This window comes from Bacillus sp. AFS029533 (genome assembly GCF_002585125.1).
GTDB lineage: Bacteria > Bacillota > Bacilli > Bacillales > Bacillaceae_G > Gottfriedia > Gottfriedia luciferensis_B.
The window spans coordinates 295893-315153 of the sequence record NZ_NUQC01000021.1 but is presented as its reverse complement, the minus strand read 5'-3'; the positions used below and the strand labels follow the sequence as shown (position 1 = coordinate 315153).

10 protein-coding genes are annotated in these 19261 nt (G+C 32.8%); 9 read left to right on the top strand and 1 reads right to left on the bottom strand.

Translation table 11 applies throughout. The annotated features are described in order from the left end of the window. Positions 1–114: 114 nt before the first annotated feature. The 8 genes from COE53_RS12565 (at position 115) to COE53_RS12535 (ending at position 11156) form a co-directional block, all read left to right on the top strand. A complete protein-coding gene (locus COE53_RS12565) occupies positions 115–678 on the top strand; it encodes a restriction endonuclease subunit S (protein ID WP_098948154.1) in 564 nt (187 codons plus the stop codon). A gap of 22 nt (positions 679–700) precedes the next feature. Beyond that, on the top strand, positions 701–2293 hold the full coding sequence (locus COE53_RS12560) for a type I restriction-modification system subunit M (protein ID WP_098948153.1): 1593 nt from the start codon (positions 701–703) through the stop codon (positions 2291–2293). Next, complete coding sequence (locus tag COE53_RS12555) at positions 2283–3503, top strand: restriction endonuclease subunit S (protein ID WP_098948152.1); 1221 nt, start codon at positions 2283–2285, stop codon at positions 3501–3503. Before COE53_RS12560 ends, COE53_RS12555 begins: the two co-directional genes overlap by 11 nt. A 23-nt stretch (positions 3504–3526) precedes the next feature. After that, a complete protein-coding gene (locus COE53_RS12550; RefSeq protein ID WP_098948151.1) occupies positions 3527–6685 on the top strand; it encodes a type I restriction endonuclease subunit R in 3159 nt (1052 codons plus the stop codon). Positions 6686–7070: 385 nt separating this feature from the next. Further along, on the top strand, positions 7071–8741 hold the full coding sequence (locus tag COE53_RS12545) for a DUF4209 domain-containing protein (RefSeq protein WP_098948150.1): 1671 nt from the start codon (positions 7071–7073) through the stop codon (positions 8739–8741). Between the two features lie 106 nt (positions 8742–8847). Next, on the top strand, positions 8848–8994 hold the full coding sequence (locus tag COE53_RS23975; protein WP_180242420.1) for a hypothetical protein: 147 nt from the start codon (positions 8848–8850) through the stop codon (positions 8992–8994). Positions 8995–9379: 385 nt separating this feature from the next. Beyond that, the gene (locus COE53_RS12540; protein ID WP_098948149.1) at positions 9380–10297 is read left to right on the top strand and encodes a hypothetical protein; all 918 of its coding nucleotides are present in this window, start codon (positions 9380–9382) and stop codon (positions 10295–10297) included. Between the two features lie 19 nt (positions 10298–10316). Beyond that, positions 10317–11156: a hypothetical protein gene (locus COE53_RS12535; protein WP_098948148.1), complete on the top strand. Its 840-nt coding sequence runs from the start codon at positions 10317–10319 to the stop codon at positions 11154–11156. 551 nt (positions 11157–11707) lie between these two features. On the opposite strand, the gene COE53_RS12530 is transcribed toward COE53_RS12535, so the two are convergent. Next, positions 11708–12283 carry a recombinase family protein gene (locus tag COE53_RS12530; protein ID WP_098948147.1) on the bottom strand — a complete coding sequence of 192 codons (576 nt, stop codon included), beginning with the start codon at positions 12281–12283 and terminating at the stop codon, positions 11708–11710. A gap of 816 nt (positions 12284–13099) precedes the next feature. On the opposite strand from COE53_RS12530, the gene COE53_RS12525 reads away from it, so the two are divergent. Next, positions 13100–19243 carry a DNRLRE domain-containing protein gene (locus tag COE53_RS12525; protein ID WP_098948146.1) on the top strand — a complete coding sequence of 2048 codons (6144 nt, stop codon included), beginning with the start codon at positions 13100–13102 and terminating at the stop codon, positions 19241–19243. Positions 19244–19261 lie beyond the last annotated feature (18 nt).

Here is a 19261-nt window from a genome sequence, read left to right as displayed (position 1 = left end):
GTAATTCGTAAAAATTACATATAAATTGTTGACGGGATATTTTCGGGGTGATATGATTTAATCGTAATCTAAATAAAGTAATTTTAAAGAAATACTTTTAAAGGGGGGCGGGATATGAAACTAGAAGATTTTATAACAGTTAAAATTGGAAGAAATCTTTCTAGAGGTAACGAGAAAAATGACCTAACTTTAGTTGCTTATTCGTACGAGGATTTAATGAATGATTTAGATGGCTCTTTTCTAGACTCACAAACTCCTGATACTGAAAATTCAATTCATAAAGACGGCTATTTAAGCAGTACAGGAGATGTTGTTTTCAGCTTTGTTAGTTCCAAAGCTGGGATAGTAAGTGACTTAAACCAAGGGAAGATTATAAACCAAAACTTTGCGAAACTCATTATTGTAAATGATCAATTAGAGAGAAGCTATTTATGTTATGCGCTGAATGAATCATACACAATGAAAAAGCAAATGGCGATTTCTATGCAAGGGAGTACAGTACCAAAATTAACTCCGGCGACTTTGAAGGAGTTGGAAATCAAGTTACCAAGTATTGATAAACAACGTACGATTGGAAAAGCTTATTTCTTTTTGAAAAAACGTCAAGCTTTGGCAAAGAAACAATTAGAACTTGAAGAACAACTTTATTTAGAAGTATTGAAGCAATTAGACCAATAATAGAAAAAGTGAGGAACGCAACATGGCTGAATTAAACTCAAAATTATTTAGTGCTGCAGACAACTTGCGAAGCAAAATGGATGCTTCAGAATACAAAAACTATTTATTAGGATTGATCTTTTACAAGTACTTATCTGATAAGCTATTAGAAAAAGTAGTTGAGATAGCAGATGAATCGCATGAAGAATACAACACGCAAGAAAAACAAACTCAATTGTATAGAGAATCATTAGCAGATGATGATATAAAAAATGATTTGATTGAAACGTTAGTGGATACATTGGGCTATCATATTGAACTAGAGTATTTATTTAATGTATTAACCAATCAAGCTAAACAAAACACGTTTCAATTGAATTCCTTGAATAAAGCCTTTATCGATTTGTCTACGAAATATGATCAATTTAATGGATTGTTTGATGATGTGGATTTGAAATCAAAAAAGCTAGGGTCAGATGATCAACAGCGAAATATTACCATTACAGAAGTATTGAAGAAACTAAATGATATTGATGTGATGGGACATAATGGGGATATCATTGGGGATGCCTATGAGTATTTGATTGGTCAATTTGCCTCAGAAGCTGGTAAGAAAGCTGGAGAATTCTATACACCTCATGAAGTTTCTGACATGATGGCTCGTATTGCCGCAATTGGTCAAGAAGACAAAAAATTGTTTAGCGTATTTGACCCAACCATGGGATCAGGTTCCTTGATGTTAAATATTCGAAACTATATTAAACATCCAGATAGTGTAAAGTATCATGGACAAGAACTAAATACAACGACTTATAATCTAGCGAAGATGAATCTGATCTTGCATGGTGTTGATAAAGAAGACATGCGTTTACGCAATGGAGATACATTGAACAAAGATTGGCCGACAGATGAGCCTTATACCTTTGATTCTGTCCTTATGAATCCACCATACTCTGCAAATTGGTCTTCAGATGATACTTTCTTAGATGATTCTCGTTTTAATCGTTACGGTAAATTAGCCCCAAAATCAAAAGCAGACTTTGCTTTTCTTTTACATGGGTTTTATCATTTGAAAGATTCGGGAACAATGGCAATTGTTTTACCGCATGGGGTACTGTTCCGTGGAGCTGCAGAAGGTGTTATTCGTAAGAAATTACTAGAAGATGGCAGTATTGACGCTGTAATTGGCATGCCAGCAAACTTATTCTTTGGGACATCGATTCCAACATCAGTCATAATCTTGAAGAAAAATCGTTCTACTCGTGATGTTTTATTTATTGATGCAAGTAATGAGTTTTTTAAAGGAAAGAACCAAAATAAACTTTCCAAAGAAAATATTAATAAGATTGTTGAAACATACAAGAAGCGAGAAGATGTTGAGAAATATGCCCACGTCGCTACATTTGATGAAATCAAAGAGAATGATTTCAATTTGAACATCCCTCGATATGTGGATACCTTCGAGGAAGAAGCAGTTGTTGATATGGCTACAATTGGCTCAAAAATTCAAGAGTTTCGAAAAGAAAAATCGGAACTAGAATCTAGCCTATATGAAATGATTTCTTCGCTGCAATTTGATCAACAAAATGCTACGTGGATTAAGGGTGCATTAGAGGTGTTTAATCGTGAAAAATAAATATACACCTGAAATTCGATTTCCAGGATTTATTGGAGAATGGGAACAACGTAAGTTAGGCGAGATTTCAGAAAAAGTAACTGAGAAGAATAAAAATAATATCTATACTGAAACTCTCACGAATTCAGCTGAGTTTGGGATCATCAATCAACGTGATTTTTTTGATAAGGATATTTCAAACGAAAAGAATTTAGATGGTTATTATATCGTTGGTCCTGATGATTTTGTATACAATCCAAGGATTTCTAATCTCGCTCCAGTAGGTCCAATTAACAGAAATAAGTTAGGAAGAACTGGCGTAATGTCGCCTCTTTATTATGTATTCCGTACACATGACGTTGAGAAAACATTTTTAGAAAAATACTTTTCATCCAATAGTTGGCATATATTCATGAAGTTGAATGGAGATTCAGGTGCACGTTCAGACAGGTTTGCTATCAAAGATACTTTATTTCGTGAAATGCCTATTCCGTTTCCTTCAATTGAAGAACAAACTAAAATCGGTAACTTTTTCAAACAATTAGAGGGCACTATCGCTCTTTATCAGCAAGAACTAATCACTCTCAAGAAAACAAAACAGGGATTCTTACAAAAAATGTTTCCAAAAGAGGGGGAATCTGCTCCGGAAATTCGTTTTCCAGGATTTACTGAGGATTGGGAAAAGCAAAAGTTGGGGGATTTATTAGAAGAAAGAAATGAGCAAATGCCTGAAAATGAAGAATACCAATTGATGTCATTTACAGCAACCGAAGGAGTCACACCGAAGTCTGACAGATACAACCGAGAGTTTTTGGTTAAATCTGATAACAAAAAGTACAAAAAAACTGAAAAGGGAGACTTAATTTATAGCTCAAATAACTTGGATGTTGGTTCAATTGGATTGAATAATATGGGGAATGCCGTGATTTCACCAGTGTACAGTATTTTTTATGTTAAAGATGGAATAACATCAGACTTTATAGGAATGATGATTCAACGAAAAGAATTCATCAAGAAAATGTTGAGATTTAGACAAGGTGTTGTTTATGGTCAATGGAGAATTCATGAGACTGATTTTTTGAACATCGGAGCTTTAATACCATCAAGTCCAGAACAACGTAAAATCGGTAAATTTTTCAAACAATTAGACGAAACTATCTCTCTTCGTCAACGTGAATTGGATTCCTTGAAAGAAACGAAAAAAGCATTCCTACAAAAGATGTTTGCTTAAGCAAATAGAAGAGAGGGAGAAACATGACAAAGCTACCACATAATGATGAAGTTGAAGTGGAACTTCGCTTGATTAAAGTGCTAGGGGAAGGGCATAATCAGTGGAATTATCGTCCAGATTTAAAATCAGAAGAAGATCTATGGAAGAACTTACGTCAAAAGATTACGCAAAATAACTTATCAGAAATTGGGGAACATCCAATTTCTGATAAAGAATTTGACAATATTAAAACAGAACTATTATTGAAAACAAAGACACCCTTTGATGCTGCTAGATGGCTTAAAGGGGAGAATGGAATCTCACGAATTACAATTGAACGTGAAGATGTTTCCTTAGGGTCAATGTCGTTAGTATTGTATTCCAATCAAGACATAGGTGGCGGAATTTCAACATACGAAGTGGTTCATCAAATTGCGAAACAAAGGGCAAATGTTGATGGGCGTGATCGTCGATTCGACGTGACACTTTTAATTAATGGGCTACCAATTGTTCAAATTGAATTGAAACAGGTCAGAGCAAAAGATGGTGTATTCCAAGCATATAATCAAATCAAGAAATACGCAGAAGAAGGGATGTTTAGAAATAATATCTTTTCCACTCTTCAATTATTTGTTATTTCCAATGAACAAACGACTCGCTATTTTGCCAATGTGATGCCAAAAGACATGCATAAAAAATTTCTCTTTAGTTGGCGAACAACAGATAATCGAAAAGTAGAAAATCTCTATGAATTTGTCAAACAAGCCTTAAATATTCCGGATGCCCACCGTTTGGTTGCCCACTATACGATTGTGAGCGAGGACCAAGACAACAAATCATTAATTGTGTTAAAACCGTACCAAATTCATGCTATTGAAGCTTTGTTTACATCTGCTATGAAGCATGAATCAGGTTATGTTTGGCATGCGACTGGTTCAGGAAAAACGTTGACAAGTTTTGTTTCTACAAAGTTATTAGCTCGTAAACCAGGTGTAGATCGTACAATTATGCTGATTGATCGAAAAGACTTGGACAATCAAACTACCACTGAATTTACCAAATTTGCTTCCGAGTTTAATACTGGTATTTCTTCTGGTAATGCCAAGTCTAATAGCTTGATTATCGGAACCGGTAGTGCAACTGAGTTAAGTAATGCTTTACTTTCAGATGCCAATTCCAATACAGTTATTATTACCACACGTCAAAAATTGGAAGCGGCCCTACGACATGCTCAAAAACTAGAAGAGCAAAAAGGCACTCAGCGATTTAAGAAATTATTAGCACAACATATTGTCTTTGTCGTTGATGAATGTCATCGTGCGTTAAGTGCAGAAGGGATGGGAGCAATTAAGGGGTTTTTTCCAAACTCCACATGGTTTGGATTTACTGGTACACCGATATTTGATGTAAATAAGAAACAAGCTAAAGGTCGATTAGCTCGCACCACTTCTGATCAATATGGAGAAGTCTTGCACACCTATACCATTAAGAACGCATTAGATGATGGAGCTGTTTTAGGTTTCCAAGTAGAGCACGAAGATACTATTGAACCAACATCATTAAATAACTATATATTTGATCAACTTCGTCAAAATGAAAATTATGCCAATTTTTGTGATAATGAAATAAACGATATTATTGATCAAATGGATGGAATAGAAAAGGAATTATATCTTGAACCATCTTCTTTCGAAAATGATAATCACATACAAAAAGTCATTCATAAGATTTTACGACCAGATAATGCCTATATCAAATTTGATTTCCAAAATGGTCGCCCACAAAAGTCTGCCATTTTAACAACAAGTTCCATTGATATGGCGAAACGCTACTATCAGGCAATCAAGAAAATGACCAGAGATCCAGAATGGTTGACCAAAGAATTTGCTGGACAACCAATTCGAACAGGGCGTATGATTGAAGATTCAGATTTCCCACGGATTGCCATTACCTATTCGATCCAAGAAAACGAAGATAATTCCAAACAAATTCAAGATGAAATGAAAGAAATTATCAAGGACTATAACGATTATTATCACACTGCTTGGTCGATAGAAGATATTGAACGGTATAACGGCGATATCAATAATCGCCTAGCCCGTAAGAAAGCAGAGTTCAAAGAATTTGGAAAACAAATTGACTTAGTCATTGTGGTTGACCGCTTATTGACTGGATTCGATGCACCAACGATCCAAACGTTATTTGTGGATCGTAATTTAAGTTATGCCAATTTGATTCAAGCCTTTTCTCGAACCAATCGTACCTATCCAGGTAAGACAAAAGGATTGATTGTGACATTCCGGAAACCTTCGATAATGGAACTAAACGTAATAGATGCTACGAAGTTATATTCTGAAGCACAAGAGGAATCTAATCTTGTTTATCCAACTTATGATGAATCGAAGAAACGTTTCAAAAAGGCTCACAAAGCCCTAACAACGTTAGTTCCAAATCCAACCGATATTAACGAGCACTCACCACTTGAAATAAGGATTGAATTTGTGAAAGCTTTCCAAGGGCTAAATAATGCATACGAAGCCTTAGTTACATATGATGATTACAACGATGATATAGAAAAATCAATAGCACTTCAAGAACAAGTGATTACCTTAGAAAAATATATTGGGTTATACAACACGGTTAAAGGTTCACTAATAGATGAAGGGGGGCAAGATGGAACGGGTCCTGATTTCTCAAACATTGAATTCTATGGAGAAAATACGATTAAGATCTATGATATTGACTCAACCTATATTGATCGACTATTAGGAACGTACTCAGCCAATAATCAGAATACCCGTGAAGAAATCGAAAAAGCACTTCAAAAACTGAAGAAATCAGAAATTGTTAAAGACGTGTACCGCGCGATTTTAAACGCTATTGATACCAAAGAAATAGATTCTGATGAAGATATTCTTGTAGTGAAGCGACGATTTTTCACTAAATCCTATAATAAAGCAATTGAAAAATTTGCTAATACTTGGTTTGTGGATGAAGGAGAACTGCATACATCTTCTATTCAATATGAACTAGGAACAGAGCCTATTCCGAATATTGGTGGAATTATCAATAGCAAGCAATTTGATAAGTATAAAGCCGTACATCCAGATGCAAAGCCGTTGAAATATGGACCTGAGATGAAGCGCCAGTGGAAAAAGACACTTGATGAAATAATTGTACCTTTAAATGATGAGTTGAGATAAAATCGTAATGAAATAGATAAATAAATATAATATGTATAGCCAAAAGCCAACTACTTATCAATAGTTGGCTTTTGCATTATCCTATAATAAGTTAGCAGAAATTAAACAATTATACCGAAACTTTTTTTATACTATTCATCATTCGTTACAAAGTATTTCAGGTATTTTTTAATCACAAAAATCAAATAGTATTTATTGCCATATTCTCCTCTCGATGAATATCCACTTTACTGACTTAAATAATATTTTAATAAAGGTATATTTTTGATAGTATATAAATGAATTTTAATTTTTTAAAACTATTAAATTGGCTACAAACTATAAACCATACTAAACATAAATGGAATACTTAATAATATTTTACATTTGAAATTGGGGATACAATATGAATTTCTTAAACTTTGAAAAACAATTGGAACAATATTTGGTGAATGAAGGAGTTTTTTCATATTTTGGTTCAAAATTTAACGACCTTGGCTATAAATATATTGACTTTGAGTTAATTATTCAAAATGATTTAATAGACTTTAGGGAACAATCTATAGACAAAGACATAATTGATTATGCAAGTAAGAGTTTAGAAGAATGTTCGTTTATTAAAACTAAAGTAAGATATTATATTTTTCTAATTAAAAACTCAAAAAAGAAATATATCCATGCAAAGGGATACGTCGATTGGTTTCTAGCCAACATAAGAGAAATAATTAAAGATGCGGTTGATAAATATTTTATTAACCAAAGTATTAACACACTTTTAGAAGTTAGTGGATCTATGGACATAAGAAAAGATGATGTATGGACTTCAATATTGAATTACTTAAAACTTTACCCTAATTGTATATTTTCACATGCTATAAGATTAACTGCTTTTATAAATAATAAAGAGAGGGAAAATGAGTTCGTTGAACTCTTAAATGAACAGTTGATAGAATCTGCTAACATTGGCAATTATCTACCAATTGAGCAGTTACTCGAAGATTCCAGTAAATCTAAACGTTTTCCTGTTGAACGACTTGTGATCCAACGTAGACTAGCTGAATCTTATATGAAACAAGTAAAGGATGATAATTCAGATATAAGGGTAATACACTTTGCACAAAAGGCAGCAAGCATGTACAAATTACTAAAAGATAGTGAAGAGGAAAATAAGTGTTTATCAATGATTAGTAAATGCTTAGAATCTGATAGTTCTGATTGGAATGAAACAGAGTTTGTTTTATCAACTGAAATAAATGATGCTATAAATGAAAATATTCGACTTATTAATGAATTATTTTCAAATTCTGAAATTAAAATTCAGGATAGAATAACTTATTTATCCAAATTTATAACCATCAAAGAAGAAGAAACAAATATGAATGTTATATTGTATAAGCCAGTACCTATATTAAAAGATATTGATAGAACTGCGGCTGAATTTAATAAATCAGTTTTCATGCAATTTGCATCAGTTGTTACCCTTGATCAAAATAAAGTAATTTCAAATGGAAACGACGCATTATTAAAAGCTAAGGAGTTGGCATATTCAATGCACAAAGTTACAACTATTTTACCCGCATTAGCAGCTTTGGAAAATTCTAAGGATTTTTCAATAGAAGAACTAATTATATGTTTTCAAAAATGTCCCTTAGTAACTGAAGACGAATTAAAGTTTATAAGTGAAGCGTTAGTTGATTATGCAAGTGGTCGTTGGATATCATTTATTTGTGTAATTGTACCAAGTTTTGAGTCTATACTTAGACAATTGTATTTTGAAATAGAAGGAACAGACATTCAGGCTAAAAATACAGATACACTGGTACATACAACTGTAAATCTAACTACTATATTGAAGAATAACAAAGTAAAAGAAGTACTTACAGAAGATTTCGTAACCTATTTAGAATACTTATTAAATAGTGATACTTCATCGGAAAATATAAGAAATAACGTTGCTCATAGAATTACAAAATGTGATTTTTACTCAAAAGAACGATCGCAAGTTTTAATACATGCATTAGTTCAAATGTGCGAAAGAATTAAAAATAAAATATTAAATGGATGTGATGCACAATAATAATTCCAATGTAATTAATGTAAATGTTTACCAAATATATAAAATACATTTATGAGTGTTAATACTCTACAATGGATTGATAAAAAAAAGGGGAAATGGATGAAAATTGAAACAGTGGGATGAAAAACTTCAAACAAAATATGAACAAATATTTTATAAAACACTTACAGACTATGAACAAGCTAAATCTATAAGTATTATTAACTATAAAAATAAGTTATCTAGTTTAGTTTTATTAACTCGACTACTTTAACAAATTTGGGCTGCTTCAGTAGTCTATTTTTTTTAGGGTTGATTGTAAGTATAGTTCTGGAACACTGGTTTTAGAGAAAGAAATATGTGATGAAAAAGCTAAAAATTAAACAAAAAACATATAGAGGAAAATCAATTAATGGAATAAAAATTTATTAATTAATAATCAAACGGACATGTAAGTTATTTAATCTTCACTATTAAATTATGAGTATATGGTAAAATAATACAGATAAGGATGGAGTTGGATTAAATTAAAATTCACAGTCGGTGAGCAGGAACCGATGGTAAGTAGCACTTGATTGGACTGGCCGTATTTGGTTTCCTTCTTAATTATTAAAAGATATTACTAATTTATAGATAGAATTATATAATGGGAGGCTGTTATGACTAAAACTACACTTACTAGAAATAAGGGGACTCAAAAGCGGATTACTTTAAATGCTGATAATTCTACCAGAGTATATAAAATGTTATTCTGGAATGTTTTAAATAAGGATTTAAGTATCCCCGTAAAAAAGATTGCTGATTTTTATGATTTAGACTTTTTGGTGTTAGGAGAGTTGAAAAAAGCCGATGTACCTCTGTATAAAGAAGAGTTAGGAAAACTTGGATTTTCTTTAAGAACAACTCCTCAAAGTAAGGTGAAAATTTTTGATCGTTTTGAGACACAAAAGCACGAAATGGTGAAGAAGATAACTGATTTTAGTGAATATAGTCAATTTGACCGTTCAACCTCACTAATTTATACATTGAATGGACAAAAAATATTAATTGTAGGCGTTCATTTATTTTCAATAGCTTCTATGTCAGATCAACAATCTCGGAAGGGTTTTGCTATGTTAGCACTAAAAGTTATTGAACATTACGAAAAAGAACATAAAATTGATAAAACGATTGTTATTGGAGATTTAAATATGAATCCATATGAACCGGGTATGATTGACTTTTTTGGATTACATGCAACAATGTGTAAAAACACAGCTTTAGCAGGTATAAGAGATATTGGTGGAGAAAAAAAGCGTTATTTTTATAACCCGTCCTGGGAAGGATATTCAAATATAGGAAATGATATTTCACCTCCCGGTACATATTTTTTTGAAGAAAGATATGGAACCTACCTTCCTTACTGGAATATACTTGATCAAGTGATCATTAGGCCTGAATTAGTTGAAAATAATCGCGGATTCAAAATTATTTCAAGTGCAGGTGAAGAAGTACCAAATTTATTAAATGAAGAAGGAAAACCTGACAAAGTAATATATTCTGATCATTTACCAATTCTTTATTCATTTGAAATTTGACAAAAAGGGGAGAATTAACTTGAAAATAATAAGTATTGACTCAGAAGAGTTATTAAAAGATTCTACGGTCGAATATATAGTTAATAAAATTTCTGATTTTAATTCGAAACTTCCATCACCTTACAATTATCTGATAAAACTCTTCTCGAATGAAAATGAAAAAGGTTATTACGACTTTTTATTAATGGTAAATATTTATCATGAGGAATTTTTAAAAACAGATTTTAATCTTTTTTCTATAAGCGCCCTGTATACAGACATTGGATGGACATATTACTTAACAACACATGAAGGGGACAATGTATTAAAAGATATGAGAGAAATTTCTCTTTTCTTGGAGAGCATATTTAATGAAAGAAAAATTAAAGAATACATTACTGATATTAAAAACCTTCTTGAGAATAAAGAGTATGATTATCGGAAGATGGTTGTAGATGAAAAGGTTATAATACCACCTACAAATTATAAGGGACATAGAAGACCTGCAGCTATACGAAATTACAGAACTGGCAAAGAAGTTAGAAAATTAAATGGTTATATTAGTGATTTTCGAACAAGAGGACTTGCTGTTGCAGTGGAAAATGGTATCCTAAAAATTTCTGCTGAACATAGTTCAGTAAATAAACCTATTAGTACTGATTCTAATGTAATATCAGAAGTAAACAGTGATCTAAATAGAAAATTGTATAGAGTAAACAGAGGTATTAAATATCTAAGATCTAAAGGATTGTCAGTGCAAATGATTGAAGGGAAGCTTGAAATAATAAAACGTCAAGAGAGTACCCAAGTAAATAATAGAAGAAATAAGGCGATACCAAAAAGACAAAGTAAAAATAGATTTGGCAATAGAATGTACTGAAGAAAGATTTCCCGAAAATGATTTATTATATATATTTTATTTAATACGGAATTCAATGTGAGTGTCTTTTTACATGGTATAAGATAGGATGCCACAATCTTAAATTAAACCTAATCGTTAAAGAAGTTGAATTATTTGACAGAGTTGCTCCAACAATTAATTCTGCAACTGTTGGTGGTTACAATTTTCTCTAGTATTGGGATTCAGCAAAGTAAAGACCACCTATTTTATAGCTGGTCTTTTTAAAATTAATAGTAAAGTGTTAAATAAATATAATAGGATACCTTAAACTCGACTGTAAGCTCTTATTTGAGATCCTTTTGTAGGTCAACCAAAACATAATTATACAATTCATATATATGAATGATAGGAAAACTCTAAGTACATTATTTAATTTAGTAAAAGTTCTTCATAAAACCATATTTCGAGTTGTTCTGGCTTATAAGTTTCATTACTCAAATGGGTTTCCCAGACTGTTACTTGAAAACGTTTAACTAAAGTTATAAAATGATGAATGCTATATACAGCACCTCACCCACCAAATCATAATTCTATTTACTTTCTCTTAAATAGTCGTATAGGACCGTTCTTGATACGCCTGTCGTTTCACATATTTCTGCTACTGTTAACGTTTTAGCGTCGTAAAGCTTCTTTGCTTTCTTCAATGCAGCCTCATCTGTTTTCTTTCTTCCACCTTTTTTACCTCTTGATATTGCCGCTTCTAAACCAAACTTAGTACGTTCACTAATTAAATCTCTTTCAAATTGTGCCTTTACAGCTAACATTCCAAACATTGCTTTACCAGTTAAAGTAGTAGTATCAATATTTTCTTTTATTGATTTAAGCTGAACCCCTTTGCCCTCTAACATTTCAGATACTTCAATTAAGTCTTTTGTAGACCTCCCTAAACGTGTTAATGACTCTATAACAATCGTGTCACCTTTTCGTAAATGCTTCATTAACTCTTTGAGTTGTTCTCTTTCACATGCTTTTGATTTACCAGTGATTTTTTCGTGATAAATGAATTCTTCTGAAATGCCATAAGGAATTAATTGGTTAATGTACTTTTCGATATTTTGGTCCTTAGTTGATACACGACAATAACCGTACGTTCTTGTTTCTGCCATTTTAACCACTCCTTTTTATAAAGATGTTAATTCTTAATTATGAACTTCTAATTATAGTAGTAAGACCACTGTTTCATTCAGATAAGTTTTGTAATGATTCAATTATGAAGTTAATCATTAGCTTTGAATTATTAACGGTATAGGTTATCAAACATTAATAAATATAGCGAATTATTAAGAAAACCTTAATAATGTATTAAGAAAACCGAAAGGAAAAAATAGTATTTATTGGAAAACTATAGTAGTTTTTATAATAACTAACTATTATAATAAGTTTTGTCCTTAATCAAGATTTTTTGTAAAGTTTCTTATACTCAATTCACAAATTTAGAAAAACAACCTCAAAAAAATTCAGCTTGAGTTTTTGGTGCAACTCTATATTGTATGATCAGGTAATCGCTTTAAAGGATATGGAGAAGATGGCATTACACTAGTTATCATAGATTTAGAGGTTAATAATTGTATTAATTTATAAATAGAAAAAATATCTGTTGATTACATAATTTACCCCAAGTTGAATTAATCACAGATTCCCTCTACTAAGCCATTTTTTAGGTGTTTTTATTAATTAATAGGCTGTAAAGTGAGAAAAACATTTATTGTGAATAGTAAATTCCCCCAAATCATAATCCCTACATACCTAAATATAATTAATCAAAATAATTAAAGAGTAGAAAAAAAGTATCGGGGTTATTTTTATATTTAATAACATGTTCTCGATAAAGAACTAATCGTTTTTTATCAAATAATAAAATAAAGGAGGTGAATTCAGTTTCTAAATTATATCGTAATCAAAATTAAAAAAGAGGTGATTTTTTGGCAAGAGTAAAAAAGAATTTAGCATCGTTACTAGTTTTTCTATTAATTTTTTGTAGTGTACCACAAAATGGATGGGCAGAAGAGAAAAGTCAACAAAAAGCACAAGATCAAAGTGCAAACCAAGAAGTTGGAGCACCTAAAGCAATATATGACCTACCAATAGGAGAAGTTGTAAAGGAAAGAGACGCTTTTAGTAAGGTTTTTTATAACGGAGATGGAACTTTTACAAAAAAAATCTACTCTCAGCCTATTAATAAAAAAGTTAAAGGAAAAGATGAGTGGGAGGAAATTTCTTCAAGCTTAATAGATTCTTCAGATGAGACTAAAGTAAAAACGGAAAATGCTATTTTAACTGCTTCATTTAACAAGCATATGAAAAATGGTGAATATGCCAATTTTGATTTTAACGGACATGAGGTAGGATATTCATTAATTGAGGCTTCAGGAGAATCTAAAACTGTTTCTACTGTTGATGGTCCTGCGAATTTTAAAATTAAAGGACACGAAGTCATTTATAAAAAAGTTTTTCCAGATATAGATTTTCGAAATATCACGTTCGACCAAAATAACAAAGAAGATCTTGTGTTAAGGTCATACAAAGGGTATAACACATTTAAATTTCATATAACCACTGATCTTGAAGCAAAAATTCAAAAAGATAAATCTATTGATTTTTATGTAAATGGTACAGATGAAAAGGTTTTTAATTTACCAAAGCCATTTATGGCTGACTCTAATTATGATGACCATTCTGGAGAAGTTGCAACATCAGAGGATGTAAAATACGATCTAAAAAAAGTTACAGATGGTTATAATTTAACAATAGTTGCAGATCAAAATTGGTTAAAAGACCCGAGCAGGGTATATCCAGTATATATTGATCCATCTACAAGTATTAATACAATGACTGATACTTTTGTTATGAGCGCATACCCTAGTGTAAATTACAGTACTTCCACTGACAAATGGGACTCAGCTCAAGGTCAATATGTATTAAAAACAGGATATTATGACGGTACAACTGGTACTTGTTATGGATATCTTAACCAAAGTCTATCAAGCTTGGATAATATGATTATAACAAACGCTGATTTTCATGCTTATGTGACACATTCATATTATGCAACTACCGCGAATGGTTTATGGCTTGATTCGGTCAATAGTTCTTGGTCTGCTGGAACAATGACATGGAATAATAAACCCGCTTCAACTAATATTTCATCAGTTAATGTTATGCGTGATCAATGGGCAAATTTTGATGTAACTAGTACAGTAAAAGCTTGGGTTGATGGAACCAAACCAAATTATGGTTTTAAACTCCATACAAACGGCAACGGCCAAACCTATTGGAAAAAGGTTGTTTCAACTACTAATTCTACACTAAAACCTTACCTATCAGTTGATTACACAATTCCAACGCCTCAGGCACCGACAGGAAAGGTTTTTAGTAATGGAAATGGAACTGGCTATGTGAATTTATCTTGGCAACCTGTAGTGGGGGCAACCGGTTATAAGGTCTGGATTTTCAATGGAACTGCTTACGAGTCTTTTAACGTAGGGAATGTATCATCCTGGTCTACAAATGGCCAAAAAGTATGGCCAACTTCTTCTGAAATCAATTCAGGTAAATATGACTTACACCAGGATAAATTGGGTGCAGAACTACCATTAGATCCTTCTAGTGTTTACAAGAACTCAGGCGGAACCTATTCTTCATATAAAAATTATTGGTTTAGGGTAAGCGCTGTATTCTTACAAGGGGAAAGTAGTATCTCTAGTGAATTTATGCCAACAATACCGAATTTAGCTCAGCCTGACGTACCAACTGGAACAAGTTTTAATAACGGAAACGGCACTGGTTATATTGACTTTAATTGGAAGCCTATACCGGGTGCAACTGGATATAAAATATGGATTTTCAATGGAAGTTACTATGAATCTAAAGATGTAGGCAATGTAACTTCATGGTCAACTAAAGGAAAAAAATATTGGCCGACTTCTACAGAAATCACAGCTGGAAAATACCAATTGCATCTTAGTGACAGTCTAGGTGCTGAACTAGCTTCAAACCCAGCCACAGTATATGCCAAAGCAGGAACAACTTACGCAAATACAACCAATTATTATATTAGAGTATCTGCATATAATTCAATTGGTGAAACTATTTATTCAAACCCCTTAATGCCTACTATTCCTGATGTGCCAGTTCCTCCAGCTCCAAGGGGATTAGCAAATAGTAATAAATTAGGTAGCAATTCGGGATATGTAACACTTAATTGGGATAAAGTTGCTAATGCCACGGGTTATAAAGTTTGGGTCTTTAATGGAAGTTATTATGAATCTATAGATGTGGGGGATGTTAGCACTTGGACCACACAAAACAAAGGAATTTGGCCAACACAATCTGAAATTACAAGCGGAACTCTTTCGAATCAGGAAATGTTGCATCTTCATAATGATGGGAAGGGTATGGAATTAGATATAGATCCTTCGAAAATGTATGCCAAAATGGGCACAGGATACGCAAACAGCAAGACCTATTATTTCAGACTAAGTGCATACAATGCAAAAGGAGAAAGCATTTTTTCTAATTCTTATTACTCTACAGTCATCCCAGATGCAAGCGGTACTGCTTCTATCGATAGTCCTAGTAAAAATGAAACGGTCAGCGGTACAGTCAATATAGCTGGTAATTCTGATATGGAAAAAATGAATGTATCAGTCACCAAATACGGTACGAATAATTCAATTATACTTGGCGAAAAAATAGGCAAGAATTCTACGTGGAGTTGGGATTCTACAAAAGTAAGTGATGGGGAATATAGTATAAACTTAACAGGTTCAGATTCTATGGGGCACAATGCTTCTACTTCAATCAACGTTAAAGTACAGAATCTCTCTCAGGGTCTTGGTCTGGATTATGGAGCAACAACCGAAAATCAAATTGGTACAGTCAATATGGCAAATGGTAACTTGATTGTATCTAATACAGATATTAAACTGCCTGGTCGTGGCTTGGGAACCGAGTTTACAAGGGTCTATAATAGTCAAATGAAAACCAATGGTGTCTTAGGTTGGGGTTGGCAACTCGGAGTTCCTGATCTGAGCCTATACAGTGACGGTTCAGTTTTGATAACAGATGCTTACGGAGCAAAGCATATCTATACAGAAAATGGATATGGCAGTTACAATAGACCAAAAGGTGAATACGACACTCTCATAAAGAATACTGATGGCACCTTTACACTCGAATCCAAGAATGGAATTAAGTATATTTTTAATCTTACTAACAACAAAATTTCCAAACTCGATAAAAATGACAATATAGTAGTTTACCAGTTTGATACAAATAATAGGTTGATCAGTATAGCTGATCCGACTAACAGGGTTACAAACTTTGGTTATGATACAAATACTGGTAAACTTACAACAGTAAAGGACTATATTGGCCGCAACTGGTACTATACCTACGATGCTAACGGGAACCTAATAAAAGTAACGGATCCTTTGAATCACAGTGAATCATATACTTATGATCCAAGTCATCAACTTCTCTCAATTACAAATGCAAGAGAGAACACTACCAATTTTACTTATACCAGTAATAAGCTAACTGCCGTTATGGATCCACTAAACTACAAAACTGCCTATAGCTATGATGGAACCAATAGTGAATTTACTGAGACAGATGCAAAGGGAAATATCACCAAGTATGCATATGATGCAAACTGGAACATTAAATTTGTAACTGACGCACTGAATAATGTTACATCATACACATATGATACTAATAACAACAATTTAACAAAAACGGATGCCTTAGGCCGTGTAACCAAGTTTTCTTATGACTCTATGGGCAATCAGATAAGTGTAACTGACCCTATGAATCATACAAACACTTACATCTTTGATGTAAATAGTAACATCCTTTCAAAAACCGACTCATTAGGTAATGTAACCAACTTTTCTTATGATTTAAATGGTAATTTACTTACAGATGGTACCAAATCCTATACTTACAATTCGGATGGTACTGTCAGTACGGAGAATGACGCTAATGGAAATTCTACTGAGTACAACTATGATTCTAATGGGAATTTACTCACTGTAACAGACTCTATAAATAACGAGACTCAGATGACTTACGACAAGGCAGGCAACAAAGTAAGTGAAATCGATGCAAGTGGGAATAAAACAAATTTCACTTATGATGCCCTGGGTAAAATGCTTTCTGTTACGGTAGACAGAACCATGGATCCAAGGACTACCAGCTATACCTACGATGAGGTTGGAAACAAGCTGACAACAACAGATGCAAATGGTAATGTATCTTCATGGACATACGATGAACTAAATAGGGTAATTGCTGAAACAAGTCCAGATAAAAAAGTACAAAAGACAACCTATGACACGAGTATCAATGTCCTTAGTAAAACTGCAGCGGATGGCACTGTCACATATTTCACTTATGACCAACTAAATAGACTAACTCAGGTTAAAAACCCTGATGGGAAAATGGTTTCATATCATTATGATGCTATTGGTAATAAAGTAAACTTGGATGACTCCACAGGTACGACCATTTACGAATATGACCAGGATAATAATCTAATAAAGCAGACAGATCCTTCTGGAACGGTAACAACATTCAATTATAATGCAGAGAACCAGTTAATCGGAAAAGTTGTAGATGGAAAATCGTTTACTTATAAGTATACACAAGGCAATATAACAAGCATAAAAGATAGCAACAACTTGACTACTGAATTTAATTATGATGCAAATAAAAATAGAACAGCCATTAACTATGCTAATGGTGCAAAAATCAATTACAATTATAATGAAGGAAATGAACTTACTGATGTCAGTAATCTGGATTCTAATGGAGTTGCAATTGCTAATTTTCATTATACCTATGACAATAGTAAAATTATAACTGCAACGGATAATAAAGGGATCACATCATATGAATATGACGGTCAAAACCGACTAACAAAGATTACGGACCCTGTTGGGAAAATTACAGAATATACCTATGATGGGGTTGGAAATCGGATATCAGAATCGAATACAGAAAATGGTGTAACATCTACTACTGTCTATACGTATGATAACGATAATAATGAATTGAAAAAAATCATATACCCCGACGGCAGTACCATTTCGTATAGTTACGATGCCAACGGAAATATTTTAACTAAAACGGATAAAAGTGGAACAGCTTCATATGAGTATAATTCTAATAATCAGCTAACCAAGGTAATTAAGCCGAATGGTGACGTTTTAGAATATGCATATGATGGTGACAACAAGCGGATTAGTAAGACTGTAAACGGTGTTGTAACGAAGTACGTTTATGACGGTGAGCAAATAAGCAAAGAAATCGATGAGTCAGATAACGTTTTAGCGTACTATGTGTACGATGACAAAGGAAGCCCGATTAGTGTTACAATGAATGGAAAGGTATACAACTACCAATACAATGGTCATGGAGACGTTATTGCCTTAACAGACTCAAAGGACCATGTTGTTTCAACATATGAATATGATGTTTGGGGGAACTTAATTGACAAGACCGCGGAAATTGACAGTATGTATGGGTATGCTGGCCAATTCGGTTACGTTTATGACAAAGAAACTGGATATTACTTTTTAAAAAGCAGATATTATGATCCTGAGATTGGCCGCTTTACTACAAAGGATAGATTTAAGGGATTCGAGGATAGACCCGCTAGCCAAAATCAGTATACTTATTGTGAAAATGATCCGATAAATAATGTGGATCCTAGCGGCTATTTCACTATAAAATTCAAAATTAATACTAAAACTGTAGCAAACATTATTGACATTGCTCTCACATTAATTGGTATTGGAGCAGGTGCAATGAGCTTTGCCAAAGCTATGAAACTTTTACTCAATCAAAGAGTTTACGTTAGAGAAGCTATTATAAAGTACGTTAAAAGAGTGGGCATGTCATTCTTGACCACGTCTGTTAGCGGTGTATTTAATATATTAGGTAAGATAGAAAGGTTTTCAGATTTAGCATCAGTAGGAGGTCTATTAGCTGCTGGAATGGACTGGTTAGATGGTAAGTATGATGGTAAGATTAATGTTAACATTACTGTTAAGGGTTGGTGGTAATTATAGTTATTGATGTCA

What these genes read in the sequence shown, in the direction of transcription:
- COE53_RS12530 (WP_098948147.1), bottom strand. Translation starts at nt 12,283, where the DNA reads ATGGCAGAAACAAGAACGTACGGTTATTGTCGTGTATCAACTAAGGAC.
- COE53_RS12550 (WP_098948151.1), top strand. Translation starts at nt 3,527, where the DNA reads ATGACAAAGCTACCACATAATGATGAAGTTGAAGTGGAACTTCGCTTG.
- COE53_RS12565 (WP_098948154.1), top strand. Translation starts at nt 115, where the DNA reads ATGAAACTAGAAGATTTTATAACAGTTAAAATTGGAAGAAATCTTTCT.
- COE53_RS12540 (WP_098948149.1), top strand. Translation starts at nt 9,380, where the DNA reads ATGACTAAAACTACACTTACTAGAAATAAGGGGACTCAAAAGCGGATT.
- COE53_RS12560 (WP_098948153.1), top strand. Translation starts at nt 701, where the DNA reads ATGGCTGAATTAAACTCAAAATTATTTAGTGCTGCAGACAACTTGCGA.
- COE53_RS12545 (WP_098948150.1), top strand. Translation starts at nt 7,071, where the DNA reads ATGAATTTCTTAAACTTTGAAAAACAATTGGAACAATATTTGGTGAAT.